Origin of the sequence: Streptomyces sp. MUSC 14, from assembly GCF_001866675.1 — a bacterium.
GTDB lineage: Bacteria > Actinomycetota > Actinomycetes > Streptomycetales > Streptomycetaceae > Streptomyces.
In genome coordinates this window covers 75,805-98,455 of record NZ_MLYN01000008.1, presented here as the reverse complement: position 1 = coordinate 98,455, position 22,651 = coordinate 75,805, and the positions used below count along the sequence as shown (strand labels likewise).

The 22,651-nt window shown below is 70.3% G+C and carries 20 protein-coding genes; 8 read left to right on the top strand and 12 right to left on the bottom strand.

All coding sequences use genetic code 11. The features are described 5' to 3' along the window. The first annotated feature begins 32 nt into the window (after nucleotides 1–32). A complete protein-coding gene (locus tag BIV25_RS04050) occupies nucleotides 33–1,343 on the top strand; it encodes an MFS transporter (RefSeq protein ID WP_071370723.1) in 1,311 nt (436 codons plus the stop codon). A gap of 285 nt (nucleotides 1,344–1,628) precedes the next feature. After that, entirely contained in the window at nucleotides 1,629–3,236 is a 1,608-nt protein-coding gene (gene cimA, locus BIV25_RS04045) for a citramalate synthase (protein WP_071370722.1), read from the top strand. Nucleotides 3,237–3,246: 10 nt separating this feature from the next. Here cimA and BIV25_RS04040 read toward each other — a convergent pair whose 3' ends face one another. Both BIV25_RS04040 and BIV25_RS04035 read right to left on the bottom strand, forming a co-directional pair. Next, the gene (locus tag BIV25_RS04040; RefSeq protein WP_071370721.1) at nucleotides 3,247–3,846 is read right to left on the bottom strand and encodes a GPP34 family phosphoprotein; all 600 of its coding nucleotides are present in this window, start codon (nucleotides 3,844–3,846) and stop codon (nucleotides 3,247–3,249) included. 73 nt (nucleotides 3,847–3,919) lie between these two features. Beyond that, complete coding sequence (locus BIV25_RS04035) at nucleotides 3,920–5,794, bottom strand: ricin-type beta-trefoil lectin domain protein (RefSeq protein WP_071370720.1); 1,875 nt, start codon at nucleotides 5,792–5,794, stop codon at nucleotides 3,920–3,922. A 150-nt stretch (nucleotides 5,795–5,944) separates the two neighbouring features. On the opposite strand from BIV25_RS04035, the gene BIV25_RS04030 reads away from it, so the two are divergent. Then, on the top strand, nucleotides 5,945–7,342 hold the full coding sequence (locus BIV25_RS04030; RefSeq protein WP_071370719.1) for a hypothetical protein: 1,398 nt from the start codon (nucleotides 5,945–5,947) through the stop codon (nucleotides 7,340–7,342). Nucleotides 7,343–7,367: 25 nt separating this feature from the next. Here the strand turns inward: BIV25_RS04030 and BIV25_RS04025 are convergent, their stop codons facing one another. Together BIV25_RS04025 and BIV25_RS04020 are read right to left on the bottom strand one after the other, a co-directional pair. Further along, the gene (locus BIV25_RS04025; RefSeq protein WP_071370718.1) at nucleotides 7,368–7,550 is read right to left on the bottom strand and encodes a DUF397 domain-containing protein; all 183 of its coding nucleotides are present in this window, start codon (nucleotides 7,548–7,550) and stop codon (nucleotides 7,368–7,370) included. Further along, nucleotides 7,547–8,368: a helix-turn-helix transcriptional regulator gene (locus BIV25_RS04020; protein WP_071370717.1), complete on the bottom strand. Its 822-nt coding sequence runs from the start codon at nucleotides 8,366–8,368 to the stop codon at nucleotides 7,547–7,549. The genes BIV25_RS04025 and BIV25_RS04020 overlap by 4 nt, the downstream gene beginning before the upstream one ends. A gap of 112 nt (nucleotides 8,369–8,480) precedes the next feature. On the opposite strand from BIV25_RS04020, the gene BIV25_RS04015 reads away from it, so the two are divergent. Beyond that, nucleotides 8,481–8,897, top strand: coding sequence for an ATP-binding protein (locus BIV25_RS04015; protein WP_071370716.1), 417 nt, complete (start codon nucleotides 8,481–8,483; stop codon nucleotides 8,895–8,897). 597 nt (nucleotides 8,898–9,494) lie between these two features. Here the strand turns inward: BIV25_RS04015 and BIV25_RS04010 are convergent. Further along, nucleotides 9,495–10,097 carry a YceI family protein gene (locus tag BIV25_RS04010; RefSeq protein ID WP_071370715.1) on the bottom strand — a complete coding sequence of 201 codons (603 nt, stop codon included), beginning with the start codon at nucleotides 10,095–10,097 and terminating at the stop codon, nucleotides 9,495–9,497. 197 nt (nucleotides 10,098–10,294) lie between these two features. On the opposite strand from BIV25_RS04010, the gene BIV25_RS04005 reads away from it, so the two are divergent. From BIV25_RS04005 to BIV25_RS03990, 4 genes are all read left to right on the top strand, one after another. Beyond that, a complete protein-coding gene (locus BIV25_RS04005) occupies nucleotides 10,295–12,643 on the top strand; it encodes a polysaccharide lyase 8 family protein (RefSeq protein ID WP_071370714.1) in 2,349 nt (782 codons plus the stop codon). Nucleotides 12,644–12,797: 154 nt separating this feature from the next. After that, nucleotides 12,798–14,393 carry an acyl-CoA carboxylase subunit beta gene (locus tag BIV25_RS04000; RefSeq protein ID WP_071370713.1) on the top strand — a complete coding sequence of 532 codons (1,596 nt, stop codon included), beginning with the start codon at nucleotides 12,798–12,800 and terminating at the stop codon, nucleotides 14,391–14,393. A gap of 57 nt (nucleotides 14,394–14,450) precedes the next feature. Further along, the gene (locus BIV25_RS03995; protein ID WP_071370712.1) at nucleotides 14,451–14,642 is read left to right on the top strand and encodes an acyl-CoA carboxylase subunit epsilon; all 192 of its coding nucleotides are present in this window, start codon (nucleotides 14,451–14,453) and stop codon (nucleotides 14,640–14,642) included. A 205-nt stretch (nucleotides 14,643–14,847) separates the two neighbouring features. Beyond that, on the top strand, nucleotides 14,848–15,783 hold the full coding sequence (locus BIV25_RS03990) for a hypothetical protein (protein ID WP_079176417.1): 936 nt from the start codon (nucleotides 14,848–14,850) through the stop codon (nucleotides 15,781–15,783). A 59-nt stretch (nucleotides 15,784–15,842) separates the two neighbouring features. Here the strand turns inward: BIV25_RS03990 and BIV25_RS03985 are convergent, their stop codons facing one another. From BIV25_RS03985 to BIV25_RS03955, 7 genes are all read right to left on the bottom strand, one after another. Beyond that, nucleotides 15,843–16,424, bottom strand: coding sequence for an ATP/GTP-binding protein (locus BIV25_RS03985; RefSeq protein WP_009314218.1), 582 nt, complete (start codon nucleotides 16,422–16,424; stop codon nucleotides 15,843–15,845). Next, nucleotides 16,405–16,974, bottom strand: coding sequence for a DUF742 domain-containing protein (locus tag BIV25_RS03980; protein ID WP_071370711.1), 570 nt, complete (start codon nucleotides 16,972–16,974; stop codon nucleotides 16,405–16,407). Before BIV25_RS03980 ends, BIV25_RS03985 begins: the two co-directional genes overlap by 20 nt. Nucleotides 16,975–17,070: 96 nt before the next feature. Then, on the bottom strand, nucleotides 17,071–17,484 hold the full coding sequence (locus BIV25_RS03975) for a roadblock/LC7 domain-containing protein (protein WP_003993185.1): 414 nt from the start codon (nucleotides 17,482–17,484) through the stop codon (nucleotides 17,071–17,073). 10 nt (nucleotides 17,485–17,494) lie between these two features. Continuing rightward, entirely contained in the window at nucleotides 17,495–20,761 is a 3,267-nt protein-coding gene (locus BIV25_RS03970; RefSeq protein ID WP_177235146.1) for a nitrate- and nitrite sensing domain-containing protein, read from the bottom strand. A gap of 405 nt (nucleotides 20,762–21,166) precedes the next feature. Next, entirely contained in the window at nucleotides 21,167–21,742 is a 576-nt protein-coding gene (locus tag BIV25_RS03965) for an ATP/GTP-binding protein (protein ID WP_067301226.1), read from the bottom strand. Next, nucleotides 21,723–22,121, bottom strand: coding sequence for a DUF742 domain-containing protein (locus tag BIV25_RS03960; RefSeq protein WP_009190816.1), 399 nt, complete (start codon nucleotides 22,119–22,121; stop codon nucleotides 21,723–21,725). Before BIV25_RS03960 ends, BIV25_RS03965 begins: the two co-directional genes overlap by 20 nt. Nucleotides 22,122–22,233: 112 nt before the next feature. Continuing rightward, nucleotides 22,234–22,647: a roadblock/LC7 domain-containing protein gene (locus tag BIV25_RS03955; protein ID WP_003973453.1), complete on the bottom strand. Its 414-nt coding sequence runs from the start codon at nucleotides 22,645–22,647 to the stop codon at nucleotides 22,234–22,236. Between the last annotated feature and the right edge of the window lie 4 nt (nucleotides 22,648–22,651).

Here is a 22,651-nt window from a genome sequence, read left to right as displayed (position 1 = left end):
CCTTTTCTCCGGGGCCGGGCAGGTAACGGCCCATGGGACGACAACACTGGAAGAAGATCTGGGTCGGGTCGGCCGGGAACATGGTCGAGTGGTTCGACTGGTTCGTGTACGCGAGCTTCGCCACCTACTTCGCCGGCGCGTTCTTCCCGAGCGGCGACTCCACCGCCCAGCTCATGAACACGGCCGGCATCTTCGCGGTCGGGTTCTTCATGCGGCCCGTGGGCGGCTGGCTGCTCGGCAGGGTCGGCGACCGCAAGGGGCGTAAAGCGGCGCTGACCCTGACCGTCACGCTGATGTCGGCCTCGGCGATCCTGATAGCCGTCGCGCCGACGTACGCGGTCGCCGGGTACGGCGGCGCGTTCGTCCTGCTCGTCGCCCGCCTGCTCCAGGGACTGTCGGTGGGCGGAGAGTACGCGGCCAGCGCGACCTATCTGACGGAGGCCTCGGATCCGGGGAACCGCGGCTTCGCCTCCAGCTTCCAGTACGTGTCCATGACCGCCGGCCAGATCCTCGGCCTCGGCCTCCAGATCGTCCTCCAGCGGACGATGTCCGACTCCGCGCTGCACGGCTACGGCTGGCGCATCCCGTTCGTGGTGGGCGCGCTCGGCGCGGCGGTCATCTTCTATCTGCGCCGCAGCATGCTGGAGACCGAGGTCTACGAGGAGGACGACTCGCACGCCGCCGAGCGCGGCACCCTGCGCGCCCTGTGGCAGCACCGGCGGGAGGCGTTCCTCGTCATCGCGCTCACCATGGGCGGCACGGTGGCGTACTACACGTACACCACGTACCTGACGAAGTACCTGTCCAACTCGGCGGGCCTGTCCAAGCAGACGGCGACGCTCGTCTCCTTCACCGCGCTGATCGTCTTCGCCGCCGTCCAGCCGCTCGCGGGCCGGCTGTCGGACCGGATCGGCCGGCGTCCGCTGCTGATCACCTTCGCGGTCGGCTCCACCGTCCTCACGGTGCCGGTCCTGACCCTGCTGAAGCACGCGAACGGCTACTGGCCCGCCCTCGGCCTCTCCCTGCTCGCGCTGCTCGTCGTCACCGGCTACACCTCCATCAACGCCTGTGTGAAGGCCGAACTGTTCCCGACCGGCATCCGCGCCCTCGGCGTGGCCCTGCCGTACGCCGTCGCCAACGCCCTCTTCGGCGGTACGGCGGAATACGTCGCCCTGTGGTTCAAGAACGCCGGGATCGAGTCCGGCTTCTTCTGGTACGTCGCGGGGTGTGCCGCCGTGTCGCTCGTGGTGTACCTCGCCATGCGGGAGACGAAGGATCTGGATCTGGCCAGGGTGAAGGCCGCACAGGGATCCGGGGAGTCCAGTCTGACGACCGCATCCTGAGACGGTCCGTGAGCCGGGGGCGGAGCTGTGCCAGACTGCCCCCGTGTTCTCGTTCGCCATGATTATTGGCAGCAGGCGCGCCGGTCCGCAGTGACCACCTCGTACGAACGGGTGCGGGTGGCCACCGTCGTCCTCGACCCGCGCGCAGACCTCTCGCACCCGCGAGGGGTTTTTTCGTTTTCCGGCCCACCTTCAGCCGGGGGCGGAGCGCGCGGGACCATTGGGGGGACGGTGGAGCCGGTCATTCCGGTAAGACCGAAGATTCACAACAGGAGCCTTGAGACCATGACCGAGACGGCAACCAACGAGCTCGACGACTCGTTCCACGTCTTCGACACGACGCTGCGCGACGGCGCGCAGCGCGAGGGCATCAACCTCACCGTCGCGGACAAGCTCGCCATCGCACGGCACCTGGACGACTTCGGCGTCGGCTTCATCGAGGGCGGCTGGCCCGGCGCCAACCCCCGGGACACCGAGTTCTTCGCCCGCGCCCAGGCCGAGATCGACTTCAAACACGCCCAGCTGGTCGCCTTCGGCGCCACCCGCCGCGCCGGCGCCAAGGCGTCCGAGGACCCCCAGGTCCAGGCCCTGCTCGCGTCCGGCGCCCCGGTGATCACGCTGGTCGCCAAGTCGCACGACCGCCATGTGGAACTGGCGCTGCGCACCACCCTGGACGAGAACCTGGAGATGGTCCGCGACACCGTCTCCCACCTGCGCGCACAGGGCCGCCGGGTGTTCGTGGACTGCGAGCACTTCTTCGACGGCTACCGCGCCAACCCCGAGTACGCGAAGGCGGTCGTCCGGGCGGCCTCGGACGCGGGCGCCGACGTCGTCGTCCTCTGCGACACCAACGGCGGCATGCTGCCCGCGCAGATCCACGCCGTCGTCGCCACGGTCCTCGCCGACACCGGCGCCCGGCTCGGCATCCACGCCCAGGACGACACCGGCTGCGCGGTCGCCAACACCCTCGCCGCCGTCGACGCGGGCGCGACCCACGTCCAGTGCACGGCCAACGGCTACGGCGAGCGCGTCGGCAACGCCAACCTCTTCCCGGTCGTCGCCGCCCTGGAGCTGAAGTACGGCAAGAAGGTGCTGCCCGACGGCAGGCTCCGCGAGACCACCCGGATCTCGCACGCCGTCGCCGAGGTCGTCAACCTCACGCCCTCCACCCACCAGCCGTACGTCGGTGTCTCCGCCTTCGCCCACAAGGCCGGACTGCACGCCTCCGCGATCAAGGTCGACCCGGACCTGTACCAGCACATCGACCCCGAGCTGGTCGGCAACACCATGCGGATGCTCGTCTCCGACATGGCGGGCCGCGCCTCGATCGAGCTGAAGGGCAAGGAGCTCGGCATCGACCTCGGCGGCGACCGCGAGCTGGTCGGCCGGGTGGTCGAGCGGGTGAAGGAGCGCGAGCTCAGGGGCTACACCTACGAGGCGGCCGACGCCAGCTTCGAGATCCTCCTGCGCGGCGAGGTCGAGGGCCGCCCGCTGAAGTACTTCGACGTCGAGTCCTGGCGGGCCATCGTCGAGGACCGCCCCGACGGCACCCACGCCAACGAGGCCACGGTGAAGCTGTGGGCCAAGAAGGAGCGGATCGTCGCCACGGCGGAGGGCAACGGCCCGGTCAACGCCCTCGACCGCGCCCTGCGCGTGGCCCTGGAGAAGATCTACCCGCAGCTCGCCGCGCTGGAGCTGGTCGACTACAAGGTCCGCATCCTGGAGGGCAAGCACGGCACCTCGTCCACGACCCGCGTGCTGATCTCCACCTCCGACGGCAGCGGCGAGTGGTCCACGGTCGGCGTGGCGGACAACGTCATCGCCGCCTCCTGGCAGGCGCTGGAGGACGCGTACACCTACGGCCTGCTGCGGGCGGGTGTGGCGGCCCCGTAGGACTGCCGGCTCAGGGAACGCGCCAGATGTTGTCGAAGGCCGCGTTCTCGATGCGGCGGCGGGTGCGGACGCCCTCCAGTTCGCGCACCGCGTCGCCGACCGCCGCCAGGACCGTGATCACGTCCTCCTCGGCGGGGGCCTCCGCCGGGCGGTCCTCGCCGATGGCGAGGATGCCGGCGAGGCCGGCGAGGACCGGTTCACGGGACCACCAGCGGTCGGCCGCCTGCTGCCGGGCCGGGGTGTCGGCCGGGACACGCTCGGCGGGGTCCAGGGACAGCCAGTGGCGGCGGCCGGCGGCGAGCTGCCCGTCGGCCTCCAGCGCGTGCCGGTAGGCGGCGGCCAGCCCCTCGCCCCGGCGCCACAGCCAGTCCTCGGCCGTCTCGTACGGCTCCTGCCGCCTGAGCGCCGCCCCGGCCTCGTCGAGCATCCGGTCGCCCGTGGTCAGCGCGGGTCCGGGCACGATGCGCTCACCGTCCAGGGTGAGCGCACGCACGCCGAGCAGGTCGACCAGTTCGGCACCCGCGAGCGCGAGCGACAGATCGCCCTGCTCGACGGGGTGCTCGCCGGGCACGTCCAGGCTGACGAGGAACAGATCCCGAGGTGTCGTCATACGGTCATCGTCCCCCACGGACCGGCCGCCCGCCCGGTAAAACGCCTGCCGCGGAACTCCTGCCGCGGAACTCCTACCGAAGGGTCCACTTCTGATTGGCGGCCCCGGTGCACGACCAGATCTGCGCCCGTGCCCCGTTCACCGACGAGTTGTCCGTGACGTCCAGACACTTGTTCGCCGCCGTGTTGACGACGTCACCGGTCGAGGCGTTGTACGACCACTGCTGCGCACCGGTGCCGTTGCAGTCGTACAGCTGCGTCTTCGCCCCGTCCGCCGTCGAGCCGGACGTCACGTCGAGGCACTTGCCGAGCGCCTGGACCGAGCCGTCGGCCGCCACGGTCCACTGCTGGGCGCCACTGCCGTTGCAGTCGTAGAGCTGCACGGCCGTGCCGTTGGCGCTCGAAGCGCCCGCGACGTCCAGGCACTTGCCCGCCAGACCGACGAAGGAGCCGGACCGGCTCCCGCTGTCGGACTGCGTGCCGGCCCAGGTGAAGGTCGCCGAGGTCTTGCCGGGCAGTGAGTAAGTGGCGTGCTGGGAGCCCCAGTCGATGGTGACGTCCTGCGCGGACGAGGAGCCGTTGTAGGCGATCAGCGCCTTGCTGCCGTCCGGGTTGCGCCAGGCGACGTTCGGCACGGTGGTGGACGCGGTCGAGGCGATCCGCTGGGCGCCCGGCCGGACGAACTTGGTCAGCTGGCCCATGTCGTAGTACTCGACGGTGTAGTCCACGGTCCCGCTCGCACCGTCCCCGTCGTGCACGGTGACCAGCCCGGTGCAGGTGCCGCAACCGCCGTTGTGCGGGCCCATGTTCTGGTCCACGGCCAGCGACCACTTGGTCACCGACTTCGCCCAGTTGCGGGTGTAGTCGATGATGTTCGACATGTCCTCGTGCTGCTGGTCGGCGATCCAGGTGCCGCCGGAGTGCTCGGTGGCGAAGGCGTCCAGCCCGGGGTACTGGTCGTGCACGGTGGACTGCTTGGTGACGTCGCCGCCGTAGCCGTGCCAGGCGATCCCGCCGAAGTTGGGATGGTTGCGGATCGCCGCGTCGTCCACGGCCTGGGCGGCGTAGGAGTCGTAGGTGTCCCAGTTCCAGTCGTGCGCCAGCACCTTGGTGCTCAGACCGGCCGACTGGAGCTTCGGCAGCAGGTCGTTCTTGAGGAAGTAGTCGATGCCGCTCGCGTTCCAGCTCATCGAGGGATAGCCGGAACAGCAGGTCGGCTCGTTCTGCGGCGTCACGTAGGAGACGTTGATGCCCTGGTCCTTGTACGCCTGGAGGTACTTCACGAAGTAGTCGGCGTACGCCCCGTAGTCCTCGGCCTTCAGCCAGCCGCCGTTCAGCGAGCCGCTGTCCTTCATCCAGGCCGGGGCCGTCCATGGCGAGGCCATGACAGTCAGGGACGGATCGAGCTGGAGCGCCTGCCTGGTGAGGGGCGCGACGTCCGTGAGGTCGTGCGCGAGGGAGAAGCTGTTCAGGTTCGGGTCGGTCTGCCCGGCCGGCACGTCGTCGTACGTGTAGCCGTAGCGCGCGAGGTCCGAGGCGCCCATCGGGTTGCGCAGGAACGACAGTCCGATGCCGTCCGTCGGCGAGAACAGCTTGCGCATGGTCGCGTCCCGGGTCGCCTGGGACAGGGCCCCGCTGCTGTTCATCAGCCAGGCCGCGGTGTCCGTGAAGGACGCGCCGCCGCCGGTGAAGGTCTGGTAGCGGGTGTTCTCGTCCACGGTGATGTCGGTGCCGCTGCCGCCCGTCCCGGACTGGAACGCGAACGGCGCCTGCGCCTGGAGCCCGCGTACGACATGCCGTCCGGCGGAGTCGTCGGTGGTGGTGAGCCAGGCCGTGACCTGCTCACCGGCCGCGTGCGCGGGGGGTACGGCGGCGGTGACACCGGCGGCGGAGAGCAGTCCGGCCAGCAGCAGCCGGACCGCGCGGGGGGTTCTCCGGGTTCTGCTCATCGTGCGTCGCCCTTCCTGTCCTAGTTAACTCATGTCATGAGCTAAGTCATGAGTGAACCATGGGGGCCGAGGGCGGTCTATACCAACGACAGCTCTGCTTGCCGTTCATTGATATGCCGGATTTCATGCGATTTCGGGTAGCTTCGAACCATGAAGGCCGTCCTGCGGACCCGCAGCCTGCCCGCCCTGCTGCCGACCGTGCTCCTCCTGTTCCTTCCATTGCTCCTGCTCCTCGCGCCCCGGGCGAGCGCGGACACGGGCATCTCCACGATCGCCCGGGCACTGCGCGCGAGCCCGGTCTACGTCGACCCGGCGGCCGCCTCCCAGCTGCCGAAGGCGGACGCCGACGCCCTCGCGAAGCGGATCGTGGACGCGAACAAGCCGGTGTTCGTCGCGGTCCTCCCGGCCGGCTACCCGACGGCAGCACTCTTCACCAACCTCCGCGCGGCCACCGGCATCACCGGCCTGTACGGCATCCGCCTCGGCGACCGCTTCGACGCCCGCGCCGACTCCTCCGTCATGTCGACGACGGCCCGGCGCAACCTGGTGAACAGCGTCCAGGACGAGCCGGTGAAGGCCCAGCTCGCCGACTTCACCGACCGCGCCATCGCCACGGTCGGCGGCCACGCGCCGAGGAGCTGGGGCGGCCCGGCCGGTTCGCGCGGCGGGGTGTCCGGCACGGCGGTGCTCGTCACGGGCGCCGTCCTCGTGGCCGGCGGCGCAGGCGCGTACGCGCTGGTACGGCGCAGCCGCCGGCGGCGCGAGGAGGAGCAGCGGGCCGCCCTCGACCGGCTGCGGGTGGTCGTCGACGAGGACATCACCGCCTTCGGCGAGGAACTGGACCGCCTCGACTTCCACCCGGCCGAGCCCGGCGCCGACGACGCGATGCGCGCCGACTACGAACGCGCCCTGGACGCCTACGAGACCGCCAAGCAGCGGATGTCCGAGGCGCGGCGCCCGGAGGACGTCCGCACGGTGACCGAGGCACTGGAGGACGGCCGCTTCTCGCTCGCCCAGCTCACCGCCCGCCGCGCGGGCCGCCCGCTGCCCGAGCGCCGGCCGCCCTGCTTCTTCGACCCGCGCCACGGCCCCTCGGTCGCCGACGCCGAGTGGACCCCGCCCGGTGGTGCCCCGCGCCGGGTCCCGGTCTGCGCGGCCGACGCCACCCGGCTGGCCGACGGCCGCGACCCGGTGATCCGCGAGGTCGACACCGAGCACGGCCGCCGCCCCTACTGGGACGCGGGCCCGGCCTACGGCCCCTGGGCGGGCGGCTACTTCGGCGGCGGCATCCTGCCCGGCCTGCTCGTCGGCACACTCCTCGGCAGCATGATGGCCACCCCGTCGTACGCGGCCGACTACGGCACGGGCTACGGCGACTTTGGCCCGGACTCCGGCTACGGCGGTGGCTACGACGACGGCTCCCAGGGCGGCGACGTCTCCGGCACGGACTTCGACCCCGGGGACTTCGGGGGCGGGTTCGGCGACGGGGGCGGCGACTTCGGCGGCGGAGGCGGCGATGGGGGAGGGGACTTCGGAGGGGGGTTCTGAGGAGCCGGTGAGCTACCGGCTCCCGTCAGGAGGCGAAGCCCTCAAGGAACTCGGTCCACGTGGCGGGCGCGAGCGTGAGGGTGGGGCCGGTGGGGTTCTTGGAGTCGCGGATGTGGACGGTGGCGGGTTGGGTGGCGACCTCGATGCAGTTGCCGCCTTCGTTGCTGCTGTAGCTGGACTTGAACCACGTCAATGCTGCGGTGTTCATGACTCTCCAAGCAGTCCGTTCAGGAGGCACATGCTCTCGTCAGGGGAGAGCGCCTGTGACCGCAGCATTCCATACTTATGGAGATAGTCACTGACCTCGTCGGGATCGTCGACCAGGAAGCTGGCGCGCTGCACCTCCAGGTACACCAGACGGTCATGCTCGGGAGTTTCCAGCAGTGTCATTGGCCCCGCGAGTCCAGCGTGTGGCATGCGGTCCATCGGCATGATCTGCATGCTCATGTGGATGGGCTCGGTGTACTCCAGGATCTGTCGGATCTGCTTGCGCATGACTTCCGGGCCGCCGACCTGCCGCCGGAAGATGCTCTCCTCCAGGACGAAGTGGCCGACAGGCGGCCGATCGCGCTGCCAGATCAATTGGCGTTCCATGCGGGCGTTCACCCACTGCTGAGCCGTCTCGCTTCCCAGTGCCGGATAGCGTGAATCGAAGGAGGCGAGACAGTACTCCCTCGTCTGAAGCAGACCCGGCACCAGCTGGGTTTCGTAGGCGTAGACGCTCACTGCCTCCTGCTCGTGATCCACCAGCCCCTGCGCGAACTGAACGATCTTCTCGCGCACGGGCAGCTTCTGCACCAGCAGGGCCAACGCCCCACTCGTGTCCAGCAGTTCATCGAACTGCTCCGCCCGATCCGGCTGAAGCGTCAACCTCCCCTGCTCGATGGACCCCACCGTGTCCACATGAATGGACGCCAGCTCGGCGAACTGTTCCTGCGTCAGACGGGCCCGCTTCCGGTAGTGCGCCAACAGTGCCCCGACCGCGTGCCACGAGCCGGCCTTCTTGGGCTTCCTCGCCACGTACATAGCCGTCCCTTTCCCCCGTACACACCTGAAGTCCTCGTAGTGGAGCCGTAGTAATCAGAACTACGACTTCACTCACTGATCCATCATAGTGACGCACGGTGACACTCGGCTCATGGACGAGCAAACCCAACCCGGAGAGATCCGCGTGGCGTTCTTACGGCGGGACCGCAGGTCGGTGCGCATGGCACGGGAGTTCACGCGGGCGGTGCTGAGCGAATGGCGTTTTGGGCGGCGCGAGGATGAAGTGCTGCTGTGTGTAAGCGAGTTGGCGACCAACGCGGTGCTGCACGGCGTACCGCCCGGCCGGGGTTTCTCGGTCCGTGCGAGCCTTCTGCGCACAGAGGGACAGCTGAGGCTGGAGGTGCACGACAGCGGGCCGGGAGACATTCACCCGCGTGAGGCGTCCCCGGAGTCGGAGTCTGGCCGGGGTCTGCTGTTGGTGTCGGCGCTCGCGGACAAGTGGGGCGTGGGGGAGCGGAACCCGGGCAGGTTCGTGTGGTGCGAGTTCGAGGCGCGAGGCGTGGGGTGACGCTGCAATGACCGTCTCTTGAGGGAGTTGCCGTGGGGCCGCTCGCTTCTTGGCCAGGGTCGTGCTTCCGCGAGGTGCGTCAAGGGCGCTCCGGCACGGGGAAGAAGCGAGCGAGCGGCCGGAAGGGCGGTGGCCCCAGCCGGAGTTCGCGAGCTACTCCCGCTGCGTCGGCACCGTCGGCGGACGGACGCGGTCGCGCCTCGCCTGCACGCCGGGCTCTTCTGGCCCCTCTGGCCCCTCGGCACAGGTGATTGGCAGCTTCGGGCCATGGCCGGGTCACGACTGGGCGCTGTCCGAGGCCCGGTGACGGGCAGGGGCCCTGCGAGGCGGATGGCGTGGCCCAAACCTTCCCAATCCCCTAGGGAGCCAGACTTCACCACCCCGCCCCGTCCCCGTCCGCCCTCCCCCTCTTCCCGCCGGCCGTTCGCCGCCAAGCCCACCCGGCGTGCGGGCGAGGCGCGACCGCGCCCCCTCCGGTGAGGGCACGGACGCAGCCGGGTGAAGGGCCCGGTACCGGTAAGGCGCCCACTTTCCCCGGCCGCCCCCAGCCGACGGCCACCGGTGAACCGTGAACACCGGCCGCCCCGTCGGCCCGGCTCACGCGTTCTTGATCGCCGAGATGTCGAAGTTCAGCTTGATCTTGTCGGAGACCAGGACGCCGCCGGTCTCCAGGGCCGCGTTCCAGGTCAGGCCCCACTCCGAGCGCAGGATCTCGGCCTTGCCCTCGAAGCCGACGCGCTCGTTGCCGAAGGGGTCCTTCGCCGAACCGTTGAACTCCAGGTCGATGGTGAGCTGCTTGGTCGTGCCGAGGATGGAGAGGTCGCCGGTGATGCGGTAGTCCTCGCCGCCCAGGGCCTCCGCCTTGGTGGAGCGGAAGGTCATGGTCGGGAACTCGTCGGTCTTGAAGAAGTCGGACGACTTCAGGTGGCCGTCGCGGTCGGCGCTGCCGGTGTCGACGCTGGTCATCTGGATGTCGAGGGTGGCCGTGGACCTGGACGGGTCCGCGCCGTCCAGGTGCAGGCTGCCGGTGAAGTCGTGGAAGGCGCCCTTGACGTTGGTGACCATGGCGTGCCGGGCGGTGAAGCCGATCGTGGTGTGCGCCGGGTCGATGGTGTAGTCGCCGGTCAGCGCGGTCAGGTCGGGGCCGGTGACGGTGGCCGTGGTCGCGGGGGTGCTGTCCTTGCGGCTGAAGATGCCCATGTCGTGCTCCAGAGAGTTTCGGTTGAACGTTAAACGAATCCGATGTCTCCGACGGTAGACCCATTCTGTTCAGGTTTCAACATCATCCGCTGCGTGTTTTCATCGTCGCACGGAGTAATCATGTCCGCCCTCTGGTGAAGCGGCCGGGAACCGGGCACCATCTGCGTGCGCCGCCGGACGTCGGGAGGGGTGCGGTGATGAGCGGTTCCCTGAGGCCGACCCGGCGCGCGGTGCTGCTCGCCGCCACCCTCGGTCCCGTCCGCGCTCCCGTGCCAGGGGCCCGGTCCGGGGATGATTCCCATGACGCCCTGCGGCGGCGCTGGCTCGTCATCGCCCTCGGTGCCGGATTCGACCCGGGTGCCGAGCCGTACGCCTCGCGGCTCCGTCAACTCGGTGTCCTGGCACGGGACTTCAGCGACAGCATGGCCCCCGCCCCCGGTTCCCTGTGGCCCGGGCAGCCCTTCGATCCGCCGGGCGGGATCACCTACAGCTACAACCGGCTGTGGACCATGACCCAGGCCTGGGCCCAGCCCGGCACCGGCGTCACCGGCGACCCCGCGCTCCTCGACGCCGTGCTGCGCGGCCTCGACCATCTCTCCGCGCGCGTCTACAACCCCTCCACCAGCCCGTACGGCAACTGGTGGGAGTGGCAGATCGGCAGCCCCCGGCTGCTCATGGACATCACGGCCACGCTGTACGACCGCCTCGGTGCCGGCCGGATCGCCGCCGCCTGCGCGGCCGTGGACCACTTCATCCCGGACAGCGTGTTCACCGACTACTCCGGCACCTCCACCGGCGCCAACCGCGTCGACCTCGCCCGCTCCGTCGTGCTGCGCGGCATCCTCGGGCGGGACGACGCGAAGATCTCCCTCGCCCGGGACGCCCTCTCGCCGGTCTTCCCGTACGTCACGCGGGGCGACGGGCTCTACGCCGACGGCTCCTTCGTGCAGCACACCTGGGTCGCCTATACGGGGACGTACGGCCAGGTCCTGCTCGACGGGCTGGGGCGGCTGTTCGCCCTCCTCGCCGGGTCGCCCTGGGAGGTCACCGACCCCGCCCGACAGGACATCCTCGACGCCGTCGAGCACTCCTTCGCGCCGCTCGTCCACGACGGTCTGGTCATGGACGGTGTCAACGGCCGGGCCGTCAGCCGGGGTTACCTGCGCGACGACGACCTGCACCTCATGCGCAGCGACCACTTCCACGGCCAGGCGCTCATCGGCTCGATCGCGCTGCTCGCCGGCGGGGCGGGGGAGGAGCGGCGGGACAGGTGGTACGGGATGGTGAAGGGGTGGATCCAACGGGATGTCCTGACACCGATACTGACGGGAGGTCAGTTCGGTGTGGCCGACCTCGCGCGGTTGCACGCCGTCGCCGACTCGGCCGTACCGGCGGCTCCGGAACCCCTCGGTCACCGGCTCTTTCCGGCCATGGACCGCGCCGTCCACCGCGGTCCCCGCTTCACCGCCGCCCTGTCCATGGCGAGTGATCGCATCGCCCACTACGAGTGCGGCAACGGCGAGAACCCGCGCGGCTGGCACACCGGTTCGGGGATGCTCTACTGGTGGCCGGAGGGTCGTAGCGGCCGGGCCGATCGGTCCGACCAGTACACCGACTGGTTCTGGCCGACCGTCGACTGGTACCGGCTGCCGGGCACCACCGTCTCCACCAAGCGGCTCGTCGACCGCGAAGGGGGCGAATGGGGTGCGCCCAAGCCCGATGTGCGCTGGGTCGGCGGGGTGACGGACGGGATGTACGCGGCCGTGGGCCAGCACCTCAAGGGGCTCGGTTCCGGACTGGAGGCCCGTAAGTCCTGGTTCTTCCTCGACGACGCCGTGGTCTGTCTCGGCGCCGGGATCACCTGCGCCGACGGCGTTCCCGTCGAGACGATCGTGGACAACCGCAACCTGGGGGAGCGCGGCACCCAGGCCTTCGTACGCGCACGGAACTGGGCGCACCTCGAAGGGCACGGTGGCTGGATCCTGCCGCAGGGGTCGTACGAGGCCGAGCTGCGCGCGTTGCGCGAGGACCGCACCGGCGCCTGGTCCGACATCAACGCGGGCGGCACCGACGAGCGGCGCACCCGGCGCTGGCAGACCCTGTGGCTCGACCACGGCACCGACCCGGCCGGCGCCCGCTACCTGTACGTCCTGCTGCCCGGCGCCACCCGCGCCGAGACCGCCGTCCGGGCCGCCGACCGCCACTGGCTGCGCGTCCTCGCCAACGACCCCGGCCGGCAGGCCGTCGCCGTACCCCGGCTGGGGCTGACCGGCGCGAACTTCTGGCGGGCCGGTACGGTGGGGGACCTGGCCGTCTCCGCGGGGGCGAGCGTGCTCGTCGTCCGCCGGGGCCGCACGGCCGTCCTGCACGTCAGCGAGCCGCCGCGCACGGGCAGGCCGCTGGAGATCGTCTGGGACCGTCCGGTGCGCGCGGTGACCCGGGCCGGCGAGGGCGTCGAGGTGCTCGCCGCGGACCGCGCCCTGAGGCTGCGTGTCACTCCAGGGATGGCATGTGCCGACCGTGTATGTGAGGTGTCTCTCAGGTGACGGCTTTGTTGCCTCCCTACAACCCTGATGCCCTCTGAGCAGTCGGAACGGCTGCACGCGTCCGGGGTTCTGTTCACTGGCACCAGGAAAACGGGCCGGAGACTGTACGGAGTCGACGTCTCGCTTTCCTTGGTGTCCTTCGTAAGGTCGCTACATGACCGTTTTGGAAGAGACGACGGGTGAGCCGACCGGCGAGCCGACGGACGCGCGCGGACGGGTCGCCGAGCTGCACGAGATTCGTGCCAGGGCCGTGGCCGGCCCCAGCGAGAAGGCGACCGAGGCGCAGCACGCCAAGGGCAAGCTGACGGCGCGGGAGCGGATCGAGCTGCTCCTGGACCCGGGGTCCTTCCAGGAGGTCGAGCAGCTGCGCCGGCACCGGGCGCAGGGGTTCGGCCTGGAGGCGAAGAAGCCGTACACGGACGGTGTGATCACCGGCTGGGGCACGGTCGAGGGCCGCACGGTCTTCGTCTACGCGCACGACTTCCGGATCTTCGGCGGCGCCCTCGGTGAGGCGCACGCCACCAAGATCCACAAGATCATGGACATGGCCATCGCGGCCGGTGCCCCGCTGGTGTCGCTCAACGACGGCGCGGGCGCCCGGATCCAGGAGGGCGTCAGCGCCCTGGCCGGCTACGGCGGCATCTTCCAGCGCAACACCAAGGCGTCGGGTGTCATCCCGCAGATCAGCGTGATGCTCGGCCCGTGCGCGGGCGGCGCCGCGTACTCGCCCGCCCTGACGGACTTCGTCTTCATGGTCCGCGAGACCTCGCAGATGTTCATCACGGGCCCGGACGTGGTCAAGGCCGTGACCGGCGAGGAGATCAGCCAGAACGGGCTCGGCGGCGCCGACGTGCACGCCGAGACCAGCGGCGTGTGCCACTTCGCGTACGACGACGAGGAGACGTGCATCGCCGAGGTGCGCTACCTGCTGTCGATGCTCCCGCAGAACAACCGCGAGAACCCCCCGCGCGCCGAGTCCTCCGACCCGGTCGACCGCCGCGGCGACGTCCTGCTGGACCTGGTCCCGGCGGACGGCAACCGGCCGTACGACATGACGAAGGTCATCGAGGAACTCGTCGACGACGGCGACTACCTGGAGGTCCACGAGCGCTGGGCGCGCAACATCATCTGCGCCCTGGCCCGCATGGACGGCCAGGTGGTCGGCATCATCGCCAACCAGCCGCAGGTCCTCGCCGGCGTACTGGACATCGAGGCCAGTGAAAAAGCTGCGCGCTTCGTCCAGATGTGTGACGCTTTCAATGTCCCGATCATCACCCTGCTGGACGTGCCGGGCTTCCTCCCCGGCGTGGACCAGGAGCACGGCGGAATCATCCGGCACGGCGCGAAGCTGCTGTACGCCTACTGCAACGCGACCGTGCCGAGGATCTCGCTCATCCTGCGCAAGGCGTACGGAGGTGCCTACATCGTCATGGACTCCCAGTCGATCGGGGCGGACCTCACCTACGCCTGGCCGACCAACGAGATCGCCGTGATGGGCGCCGAGGGCGCCGCCAACGTCATCTTCCGCCGGCAGATCGCCGACGCCCAGGACCCCGAGGCCATGCGGGCCCGGATGGTCAAGGAGTACAAGTCCGAGCTGATGCACCCGTACTACGCGGCCGAACGCGGCCTCGTGGACGACGTCATCGACCCCGCCGAGACGCGCGAGGTCCTGGTCAAGTCCCTGGCGATGCTCCAGTCCAAGCACGCCGACCTGCCCTCCCGCAAGCACGGCAACCCCCCGCAGTAACCGAGCGGACCCACCGCGGCAACCCCGCGGACCTCTCTCTCACGGAGACTGACACCCATGAGCACTCCTGACATCCGCGTCGAGAAGGGCCACGCCGAGCCCGAGGAAGTCGCCGCCATCACGGCCGTCCTCCTGGCCCGCGCGGCCGCCCGCACGTCCGTGGCCCCGGCGCACCGCGGCCGCGCCAAGGCCGGCTGGCGCCGCCTGGAGCGCGAGGGCGGCTTCCGCGCCCCGCACAGCTGGCACTGAGCCCCGCGTCACCACGGCCCCGCTCTCCTCCGGGAGGGCGGGGCCGTCGTGTTGTGCGCCCTTCCAGTCCGTACGTGCGCCCGTGCGCTCCCGCGAACGGATCAACCGGCGCTGGGCGGCCCGCGATCAAGCTCCCTAATCTGGCGCCGACATCCGGCGCAGGAGCCGGCTCAGGAACCGGCCCAGGAAAGGGACCCCACCGCCCGTGACACTCTCGACGCCGCGATGTGCCGTCCGCATCACCATCGCGACCACCCTGCTGACCGTGCTCGCCATGATCCCGGCCGGCGCCGCCGGCCAGAGCTGGCAGCGGGTCGGCACCGACGCCCGCAGCGGCGTCAGCGGCCTCGCCGTCGAGGGGCCGTCGGCCGACGGGACCGGCGTGGACGCGCTGATCGTGCACGACAACAGGGCGCCCGGACAGCGGCGGCTGTCCCGGGTCACCCATCGGGACCGCGGCCCCGACGAGGTCGCCCCGCTGACGTGGAGCGGGGCCGAACCGCAGGACCTGGAAGCCATCGAGGCGATTCCCGGCATGGCGGGGGAGTACATGGCACTCGCCGCCCGCGGCATCGTCTACCGCGTCCGGGTCGACGGTGACACGGCGGCCGTCGTCGACTACACGCCCCTGCCCGGTGTCGCCCCGGGCGACGCCGACGAGAGCCTCGCGCTGGTGTCGCGGGACGGCAGGCTCGCCGTGCTGTGGGCCTCCCGGGGCGACGGTCCGGACCACCCCGCCGTCCTGTACGCGGCGCCGCTGACCTTCGCCCCCTGGGGCCAGCCCGAGTTCGGCGCCGTGAGCCACCGGACGTACCGGGCGCCGTACCCGGCCGGCGAGGGCACCCGGCACATCACCGACCTCTCCGTGACCGACTCCGGCCGAATCCTGGCGAGTTCGGCGGCGGACGCCGGTGACGACGGGCCGTTCGACTCCGCCGTGTCCGACATCGGCCGGGTCACCGTCTCCCCGGCCGGCGCCGTGCGCGTCACGCTCGCGAAGTCCCCCACCCTGCTCGGCACCTTCCGCGGCTACAAGGTCGAGGCCGTGGAGTGCGTGCCCGGCACCGACCGGGCCCTGCTCGGCACCGACGACGAGAACCACGGCGGCTCCGTGCGCTCCATGCCGTACTGCGGGCGCTGAACACAACTCGGCCCCTGAACCCACCGGTTCAGGGGCCGTCGTCGGAATGCGCCGGTGTCCTAGCGCAGGCGGGCCATCAGCGCGTGCTCGACCAGGGTGATCAGCGCCGACTTCGCGTCCGCGCGGTGGCGGGCGTCGGTCGTGATGATCGGGGTGTCCGGACCGATCTGGAGCGCCTCGCGCACCTCGTCGGGGTTGTACGGCTGCTGGCCGTCGAAGCCGTTGAGGGCGATCACGAACGGCAGCCCGCTGTTCTCGAAGTAGTCGACCGCGGGGAAGCAGTCGGCGAGGCGCCGGGTGTCCACGAGCACGATCGCGCCGATCGCGCCGCGCACCAGGTCGTCCCACATGAACCAGAAGCGGTCCTGGCCCGGCGTGCCGAACAGGTACAGGATCAGGTCCTGGTCGAGGGTGATACGGCCGAAGTCCATGGCCACCGTGGTGGTGGTCTTGTCCCCGGTGTGGGTGAGGTCGTCGATGCCCGCGCTGGCGGACGTCATGACGGCCTCGGTGCGCAGCGGGTTGATCTCCGAGACGGCACCCACGAACGTGGTCTTGCCCACGCCGAAGCCGCCCGCCACCACGATCTTCGCGGAGGTGGTGGAGCGGGAAGGACCGCCGCTAGAGCTTGCGAAGTCCACTGAGCACCCTTTCGAGCAGTGTCACGTCTGGCTGGCCACCGGCGTTCTCGTCGCCGCCGGGCTGATGGATGGCGACCAGGCCCGCCTCCGCCAAGTCGGCGACGAGGATCCTGGCCACGCCGAGGGGGATCGTCAGCAGGGCCGATACCTCGGCCACCGACTTGATCTCCCGGCAGAGGTTGCAGATCCGCTGATGCTCGGGCAACTGGCCCTGCATCTGGTGCGGCTGCGCGGTGGTGTGCACCAGTGCCTCGATGGCGAGCTGGTACCGCGGGCGGGTCCGGCCGCCGGTCATGGCGTACGGACGCACCAGGGGGTTGTTCGATGCGGACGCGGGCGCCGGCTCGGGGCGGCGCTGCGGCTGCACCGGCTGGATGCGCGGGGCCGGCGGCTGGTCGTACGGCGACGGGCCGGGGCCCTGCGGCGCGTACGGCTGCCGGTGGCTCGGGGCGGAGGGGAAGTTGTACCGGTTCGCGGAACCGTCGCCCTGACCCTGACCAGGGCCGTACGACCAGTTCCCCGAATGCGAACCACCTGGGGGTGTTGCCACTTTCTCTCCTCCTCCGACTGTGCCGGGCACCCATCGCTGTGGAGCCGCGTCCCGAAACCTTACGGCCCCGGGACGCGAATACGCACCGTCCGATTGTTAGTTGAGAAGGCTGCCCTGGAGCTCCGCACGGAGATCCGGGGTCAGGACCGTGCCCGCGCGGTCCACCAGAAGGGCCATCTCGTACCCGATGAGGCCGATGTCCGCTTCCGGGTGGGCCAGAACCGCGAGCGAGGAGCCGTCGGATACGGACATGATGAAGAGGAATCCCCGCTCCATCTCCACAACTGTCTGGTTCACGGCACCTCCCTCGAAGATCCGGGAGGCGCCTGCCGTCAGAGACGTCAGACCGGAGGCGACGGCCGCGAGCTGGTCCGCGCGGTCGCGGGGGAAGCCCTCGGACATTGCCAGAAGGAGTCCGTCGGCGGAGACCACCACCGTGTGGGACACCCCCGGGGTGTTGTCCACGAAGTTGGTGATCAACCAGTTCAGGTTCTGTGCCGCCTGGCTCATCGGGCTCACACTAACGCTCCTGGTTGTAGGTGCTGTCAGGACCGAAGCCCTGGCCGTTCGTTTCACTGCCTGCGCTGCGTCCGCGCTGGACGCCTCGGCGCAGGTTGCTCAGCCTGCCCCGGACGTCCTCCGGGGCGCGGGAGACCTGGGGGCCTCCCTGGGGGGTGCTCTCGGCGGCGCCCTCGACCAGGTTGGCCTTGGGTACCCGCCGCGGCAGACCGGAGGCGGTGACCCCGCCCGCCTTCGGCTTGCGGAGCTGCGAGGCCTGCTGCCACCGCTCGTCGTTCGCCGAACGCCAGTCGCTGTCGCCGCCGGCCGCCGGAGCAGCGCCCGGAGCCGGAGCCGGAGCCGGCGCTTCCGGCTGCACACGGGCCGTGCCGTTCGCGGCACTCGAACCGTTGGAACCGCTCGGGGCGGAACCACGGCGGGGCAGCCCGGCGTCGGTCAGTGTGTGGGAGGCGGGAGCGGCCGGTCCCGGACGGTCGAAGCCTACGTGGTTCCGCTCACTCACGTCAGCGGCCTGCGAGGATTCGGCTTCCGGAGCGTACTGGGCCGGGTAGCCGTTCTGGTAGCCGTCCTGCGGCTGCTGCGGCTGCTGCGGCTGCTGCGGCTGCTGCGGCCAGTCGTCCTGGTACGAGTGGGCCGGGGCCGGCTCGGTGTACGCCGGGTCGGGGTAGCCGCCGGCCGAGAAGTTCTCGCCCTGCGGACGGCCGCCGTTCGGCGCGAAGAACTGGTCCTCGTACGGCTTGTTGTAGCTCTCCTCGTACGCGGCCTGCTGCGGCTCCTCGTACGCCTGCTCCTGATAGGCCCGCGGCTGCTGCTCCTGGAACGGCTGCTGCGGCTGCTGCTCCTGGTAGCCCTGCCGGCCGTCGAAGAGCGGGTCCGCGTAGGCGGCGGGCGCCTCGGGCTCCTGCTGCGGCTCGGCCTGCGGCTGGCCCTGGGCCTCCAGGGCCGCGCGGCGCTCCTCGCGCATCAGCGAGCGGCCGACCGGGTCCAGCTCCCGGATGTCGTCGGGGATCTCCGGGTACCGGCTGTCGTCGAAGCCGAGCTCGGCGGCGGTCCGCAGGGGCTGCTGCACCTGCCCGAAGTTCTCACCCTGGAACTGCTGCTCCGGGATGATCTGCGAGACCGTGAACTCCTCGCGGTCCAGCGGCGTCTCGCCGCCACCACCGTGCGTGATCGCGTCCGGCAGCATGACCAGGGAGGTCGTACCGGCCTGCTCGCCCGAGGGGCGCAGCTGGACGCGGATGCCGTGCCGGTCGGACAGCCGGCCGACCACGAACAGGCCCATGCGCTGGGAGATCGCGGCGTCCACGGTCGGCGGGTTGGCCAGCTTGTGGTTGATGTCCGCGAAGTCCTCGGCCGTCAGACCGATGCCCTTGTCGTGGATCTCGATCATGATGCGGCCGTCGGGCAGCCGGGTCGCGGTGACGCGGACCTTGGTCTGCGGGGAGGAGAACGTCGTCGCGTTCTCCAGCAGCTCGGCGAGCAGGTGCACGAGGTCGGTGACCGCGCGGCCGTGGATCTCGGCCTCCGGCACACCGGACAGCTCGATGCGCTCGTACTGCTCCACCTCGGAGGAGGCGGCGCGCAGCACGTCGACCAGCGGGACCGGCTGGTCCCAGCGGCGGCCGGGCTCCTCGCCCGCGAGGACCAGGAGGTTCTCGCCGTTGCGGCGCATACGGGTGGCCAGGTGGTCCAGCTTGAAGAGGTTCTCCAGCTGGTCCGGGTCGGCCTCGTTGTTCTCCAGGTCGGTGATCAGGGTCAGCTGGCCCTCGATCAGCGACTGGTTGCGGCGCGACAGGTTGGTGAAGATCGCGTTGATGTTGCCCCGCAGCAGGGCCTGCTCGGAGGCGAGCCGGACCGCCTCGCGGTGGACCTGGTCGAAGGCGCGGGCGACCTCGCCGATCTCGTCCTTGGTGGTGATCGGGATCGGGGTCACCCGGGTGTCGACCCGGCCCGGGTCGGTGCGCGAGAGCTGGTCGACCAGCATCGGCAGGCGCTGCTCGGCGATGCCGAAGGCGGCGTTGCGCAGCTGGCGCATCGAGCGGCTCATCTGGCGGGCCACGGCACCGGCCAGGATGAAGGCGAGCAGCAGGGCGACCACGACGACGGCACCGGTGATGATCGCGGAGGTCTTGGCGTCGTCGGCGATGCCGGAGGCCTCGTTCACGGCCTTGTCGGCCATGCCCGACTCGATGTCACGGTACGCGTTGAACTTGAGCGTGTTGACCGCCCACCAGTTCTGCGCGGTGATGCCCTTCTGGGCGAGCGCCTGACGGGCGGCGGGGTCGGTGGAGTCCAGGGTGGCGAGCGCAGTGACCATCTTCTGCGGGTCGGACGGCGGCGCGACGTAGCTCGGGTCCTTGGCCTTGGCCTGCTGGGCCATCGTCACGGCCTGGGCCTGGATGTTCTGCTTCTCGGTGTCGAGCTTGTCCGCGTCGGCCTGGGTGCCACCGCCGATGTACTCCTCGACGGCGATGCCCTCGAGGTAGGCGTACGAGGACAGGGCGACCCGCTGGCTGGCCAGGTTGGGGGCGTCCGGACCCGGCTTGACCAGGATGTGCATGCCGATCGAGCGCTCCAGCGACAGGGCCGCCTTGGTGAGCGAGATGGCGTAGACGGTACGGCCGTAGGAGGTGATGTTGCCGGTGCCGAGGCCGAGCTCGTTGGCGAACTCCATCAGCGGGTGGGCGACCTTGACGTAGCCCTCCTCGGTCTGCACACCGGTGAACTTGGAGGTGTACGCACCCGCGCGCAGCGTCTGCAGGAAGGGCTCCGCCTCGCGGAACAGCTTCAGCCGGCGCTCCAGGCCGGACTTGTGCGGCATGTTCTGCGCGGCCTGGTCGAATGCGTCGGCGGCCTTGTCGGTCGCGTCGCGGGCCGCCGTGACCGTCGCCTTGTCCTGGGCGGTCTCCAGCTTGCCCTTCAGCAGGGGCGCGGCGGTGGTGTCGCGTTCCTGGTAGAGCGCGTCGGCATAGGAGAGCGAGGCGCGCACGAGCCGGGCGGTGCTCTCGGCGTCACGGGCCTGCTGCCAGGTGTCGATCGAGTTCTTCACCTGGAAGCCGCCCATGACGAGACCGACCGCCACGGGTATGAGCAGGATCGCGTTCAGTCTGGTCGGCACCCGCCAGTTGCGCGGGGAGAAACGACCGCCGCTCGGGGCCTGCGGGGCCGCCGGTTCCGCGCCGGTCACGGGGGTGGGCGCCGCAGCGCGCGGCGGCGGGGTGAAGTTGCCCCGTGCCGACGGCTCGGGACCGTTCTTGCTTCGCCTCACTCGACCAACAACCTCTCGGCGGTCGGCACCTACGTCGTGCCGCAGTCTCTCAGAGCCCGGTTCGTCATCGACCACGTAGTACGTCGTTGACTATTGGGCAGTTCAGGCATTCCAGCACGTGGACCAGTGCTCTTCCAAACAGCGGAAACCTGTGAACGGGCCTGCAGAAGGTGCCAGATAAAACGGTCATAAAGAGCGAGCCCCGCCAAAAGGCGGGGCGATTGTGAGCACAGCGGTACAGCCCGACTGCGTCGCGTGGTGATACCCGGGGATTCCTCTGCCGAACTGTTATGAACACCGGAGCCGACCGTGTCAAAGGCCACAGCCGGCTCCGGTCCGATTACGACAACTGCCGTACGGCACGTCGTACTTGAGCACGTATGCACGTGCTGACCAGCACTTGTGCTACCGCAGGCGGGCCATCAGCGCGTGCTCGACCAGCGTGATCAACGCACTCTTGGCGTCCGCGCGGTGACGGGCGTCGGTCGTGATGATCGGGGCGTCCGGTCCGATCTGGAGCGCCTCGCGCACCTCGTCGGGCGTGTAGGGCTGCTGGCCGTCGAAACCGTTGAGGGCGATGACGAACGGCAGCCCGCTGTTCTCGAAGTAGTCGACGGCCGGGAAGCAGTCGGCGAGGCGCCGGGTGTCCACGAGCACCACCGCGCCGATCGCACCGCGCACCAGGTCGTCCCACATGAACCAGAAACGGTCCTGGCCCGGCGTGCCGAAGAGGTAGAGGATCAGGTCCTGGTCGAGGGTGATACGGCCGAAGTCCATGGCGACGGTGGTCGTCGTCTTGTCCCCGGTGTGGGTGAGGTCGTCGATGCCGGCCGAAGCGGACGTCATGACGGCCTCGGTGCGCAGCGGGTTGATCTCCGAGACGGCGCCGACGAACGTGGTCTTGCCCACGCCGAAGCCGCCGGCCACCACGATCTTGGCGGAGGTGGTGGCCCGGCCCGCGTCAGAGCTTGCGAAGTCCACTGAGCACCCTTTCGAGCAGCGTCACGTCCGGAGCGCCACCGTTGTTCTCGTCGCCACCGGGCTGGTGGATGGCGACCAGGCCGGCCTCGGCGAGGTCGGCCACCAGGATCCGGGCCACCCCGAGCGGCATGGCCAGCAGCGCGGAGACCTCCGCGACCGACTTGACCTCACGGCACAGGTGGCAGATGCGCTGGTGCTCCGGGAGCAGCCCCATGAGCGCTGCCGGGTCGGCCGTCGTGCTGATCAGCGCCTCGATGGCGAGCTGATAGCGCGGCCGCGTCCGGCCGCCGGTCATCGCGTACGGACGGACCAGCGGCTGGTCGCCCTCGTCCCCGTACGGTTCCGCGTACGGATCGTGATGGGCGGTGGGCGGGGTCATGAATCCTCCGGGCGGGACAGCAAGTCGGTCAGTCGTGCCGTCTGACGGGGGCCGGTGGGGGGATTGTGTCGGCCGGACGGTGGTTTGGTGAGGTGGGTGGTGCCGGGGGCGGTCAGTGAAGCAGACTGCCTTGGAGTTCGGCGCGCAGGTCCGGGGTGAGTACCGCCCCTGCGCGGTCGACGAGCAGTGCCATCTCGTAGCCGACGAGACCGATGTCGCATTCCGGGTGGGCCAGGACCGCGAGGGACGACCCGTCCGAGACGGACATCAGGAAGAGGAACCCCCGCTCCATCTCGACGACCGTCTGTGCCACGTTGCCGCCCTCGAAGATCCGGGATGCCCCGGCGGTCAGCGAGGTGAGCCCCGAGGCGACGGCCGCGAGCTGGTCGGCGCGGTCCCGCGGGAAGCCTTCGGACATCGCCAGCAGAAGGCCGTCGGCGGACACCACCACCGTGTGCGACACCCCAGGGGTGTTGTCCACGAAGTTGGTGATCAACCAGTTCAGGTTCTGTGCCGCCTGGCTCATCGGA

Bases quoted from the DNA above. Each gene is read 5' to 3' on its own strand.
- BIV25_RS04020 (WP_071370717.1), bottom strand. From the start codon at position 8,368: ATGTACGTGGCGAGGAAGCCCAAGAAGGCCGGCTCGTGGCACGCGGTC.
- BIV25_RS03975 (WP_003993185.1), bottom strand. From the start codon at position 17,484: ATGAGCCAGGCGGCACAGAACCTGAACTGGTTGATCACCAACTTCGTG.
- BIV25_RS04035 (WP_071370720.1), bottom strand. From the start codon at position 5,794: ATGAGCAGAACCCGGAGAACCCCCCGCGCGGTCCGGCTGCTGCTGGCC.
- BIV25_RS04040 (WP_071370721.1), bottom strand. From the start codon at position 3,846: ATGACGACACCTCGGGATCTGTTCCTCGTCAGCCTGGACGTGCCCGGC.
- BIV25_RS04030 (WP_071370719.1), top strand. From the start codon at position 5,945: ATGAAGGCCGTCCTGCGGACCCGCAGCCTGCCCGCCCTGCTGCCGACC.
- BIV25_RS04025 (WP_071370718.1), bottom strand. From the start codon at position 7,550: ATGAACACCGCAGCATTGACGTGGTTCAAGTCCAGCTACAGCAGCAAC.
- BIV25_RS04050 (WP_071370723.1), top strand. From the start codon at position 33: ATGGGACGACAACACTGGAAGAAGATCTGGGTCGGGTCGGCCGGGAAC.
- cimA (WP_071370722.1), top strand. From the start codon at position 1,629: ATGACCGAGACGGCAACCAACGAGCTCGACGACTCGTTCCACGTCTTC.
- BIV25_RS04000 (WP_071370713.1), top strand. From the start codon at position 12,798: ATGACCGTTTTGGAAGAGACGACGGGTGAGCCGACCGGCGAGCCGACG.
- BIV25_RS04010 (WP_071370715.1), bottom strand. From the start codon at position 10,097: ATGGGCATCTTCAGCCGCAAGGACAGCACCCCCGCGACCACGGCCACC.
- BIV25_RS04015 (WP_071370716.1), top strand. From the start codon at position 8,481: ATGGACGAGCAAACCCAACCCGGAGAGATCCGCGTGGCGTTCTTACGG.
- BIV25_RS03955 (WP_003973453.1), bottom strand. From the start codon at position 22,647: ATGAGCCAGGCGGCACAGAACCTGAACTGGTTGATCACCAACTTCGTG.
- BIV25_RS04005 (WP_071370714.1), top strand. From the start codon at position 10,295: ATGAGCGGTTCCCTGAGGCCGACCCGGCGCGCGGTGCTGCTCGCCGCC.
- BIV25_RS03960 (WP_009190816.1), bottom strand. From the start codon at position 22,121: ATGACCCCGCCCACCGCCCATCACGATCCGTACGCGGAACCGTACGGG.
- BIV25_RS03995 (WP_071370712.1), top strand. From the start codon at position 14,451: ATGAGCACTCCTGACATCCGCGTCGAGAAGGGCCACGCCGAGCCCGAG.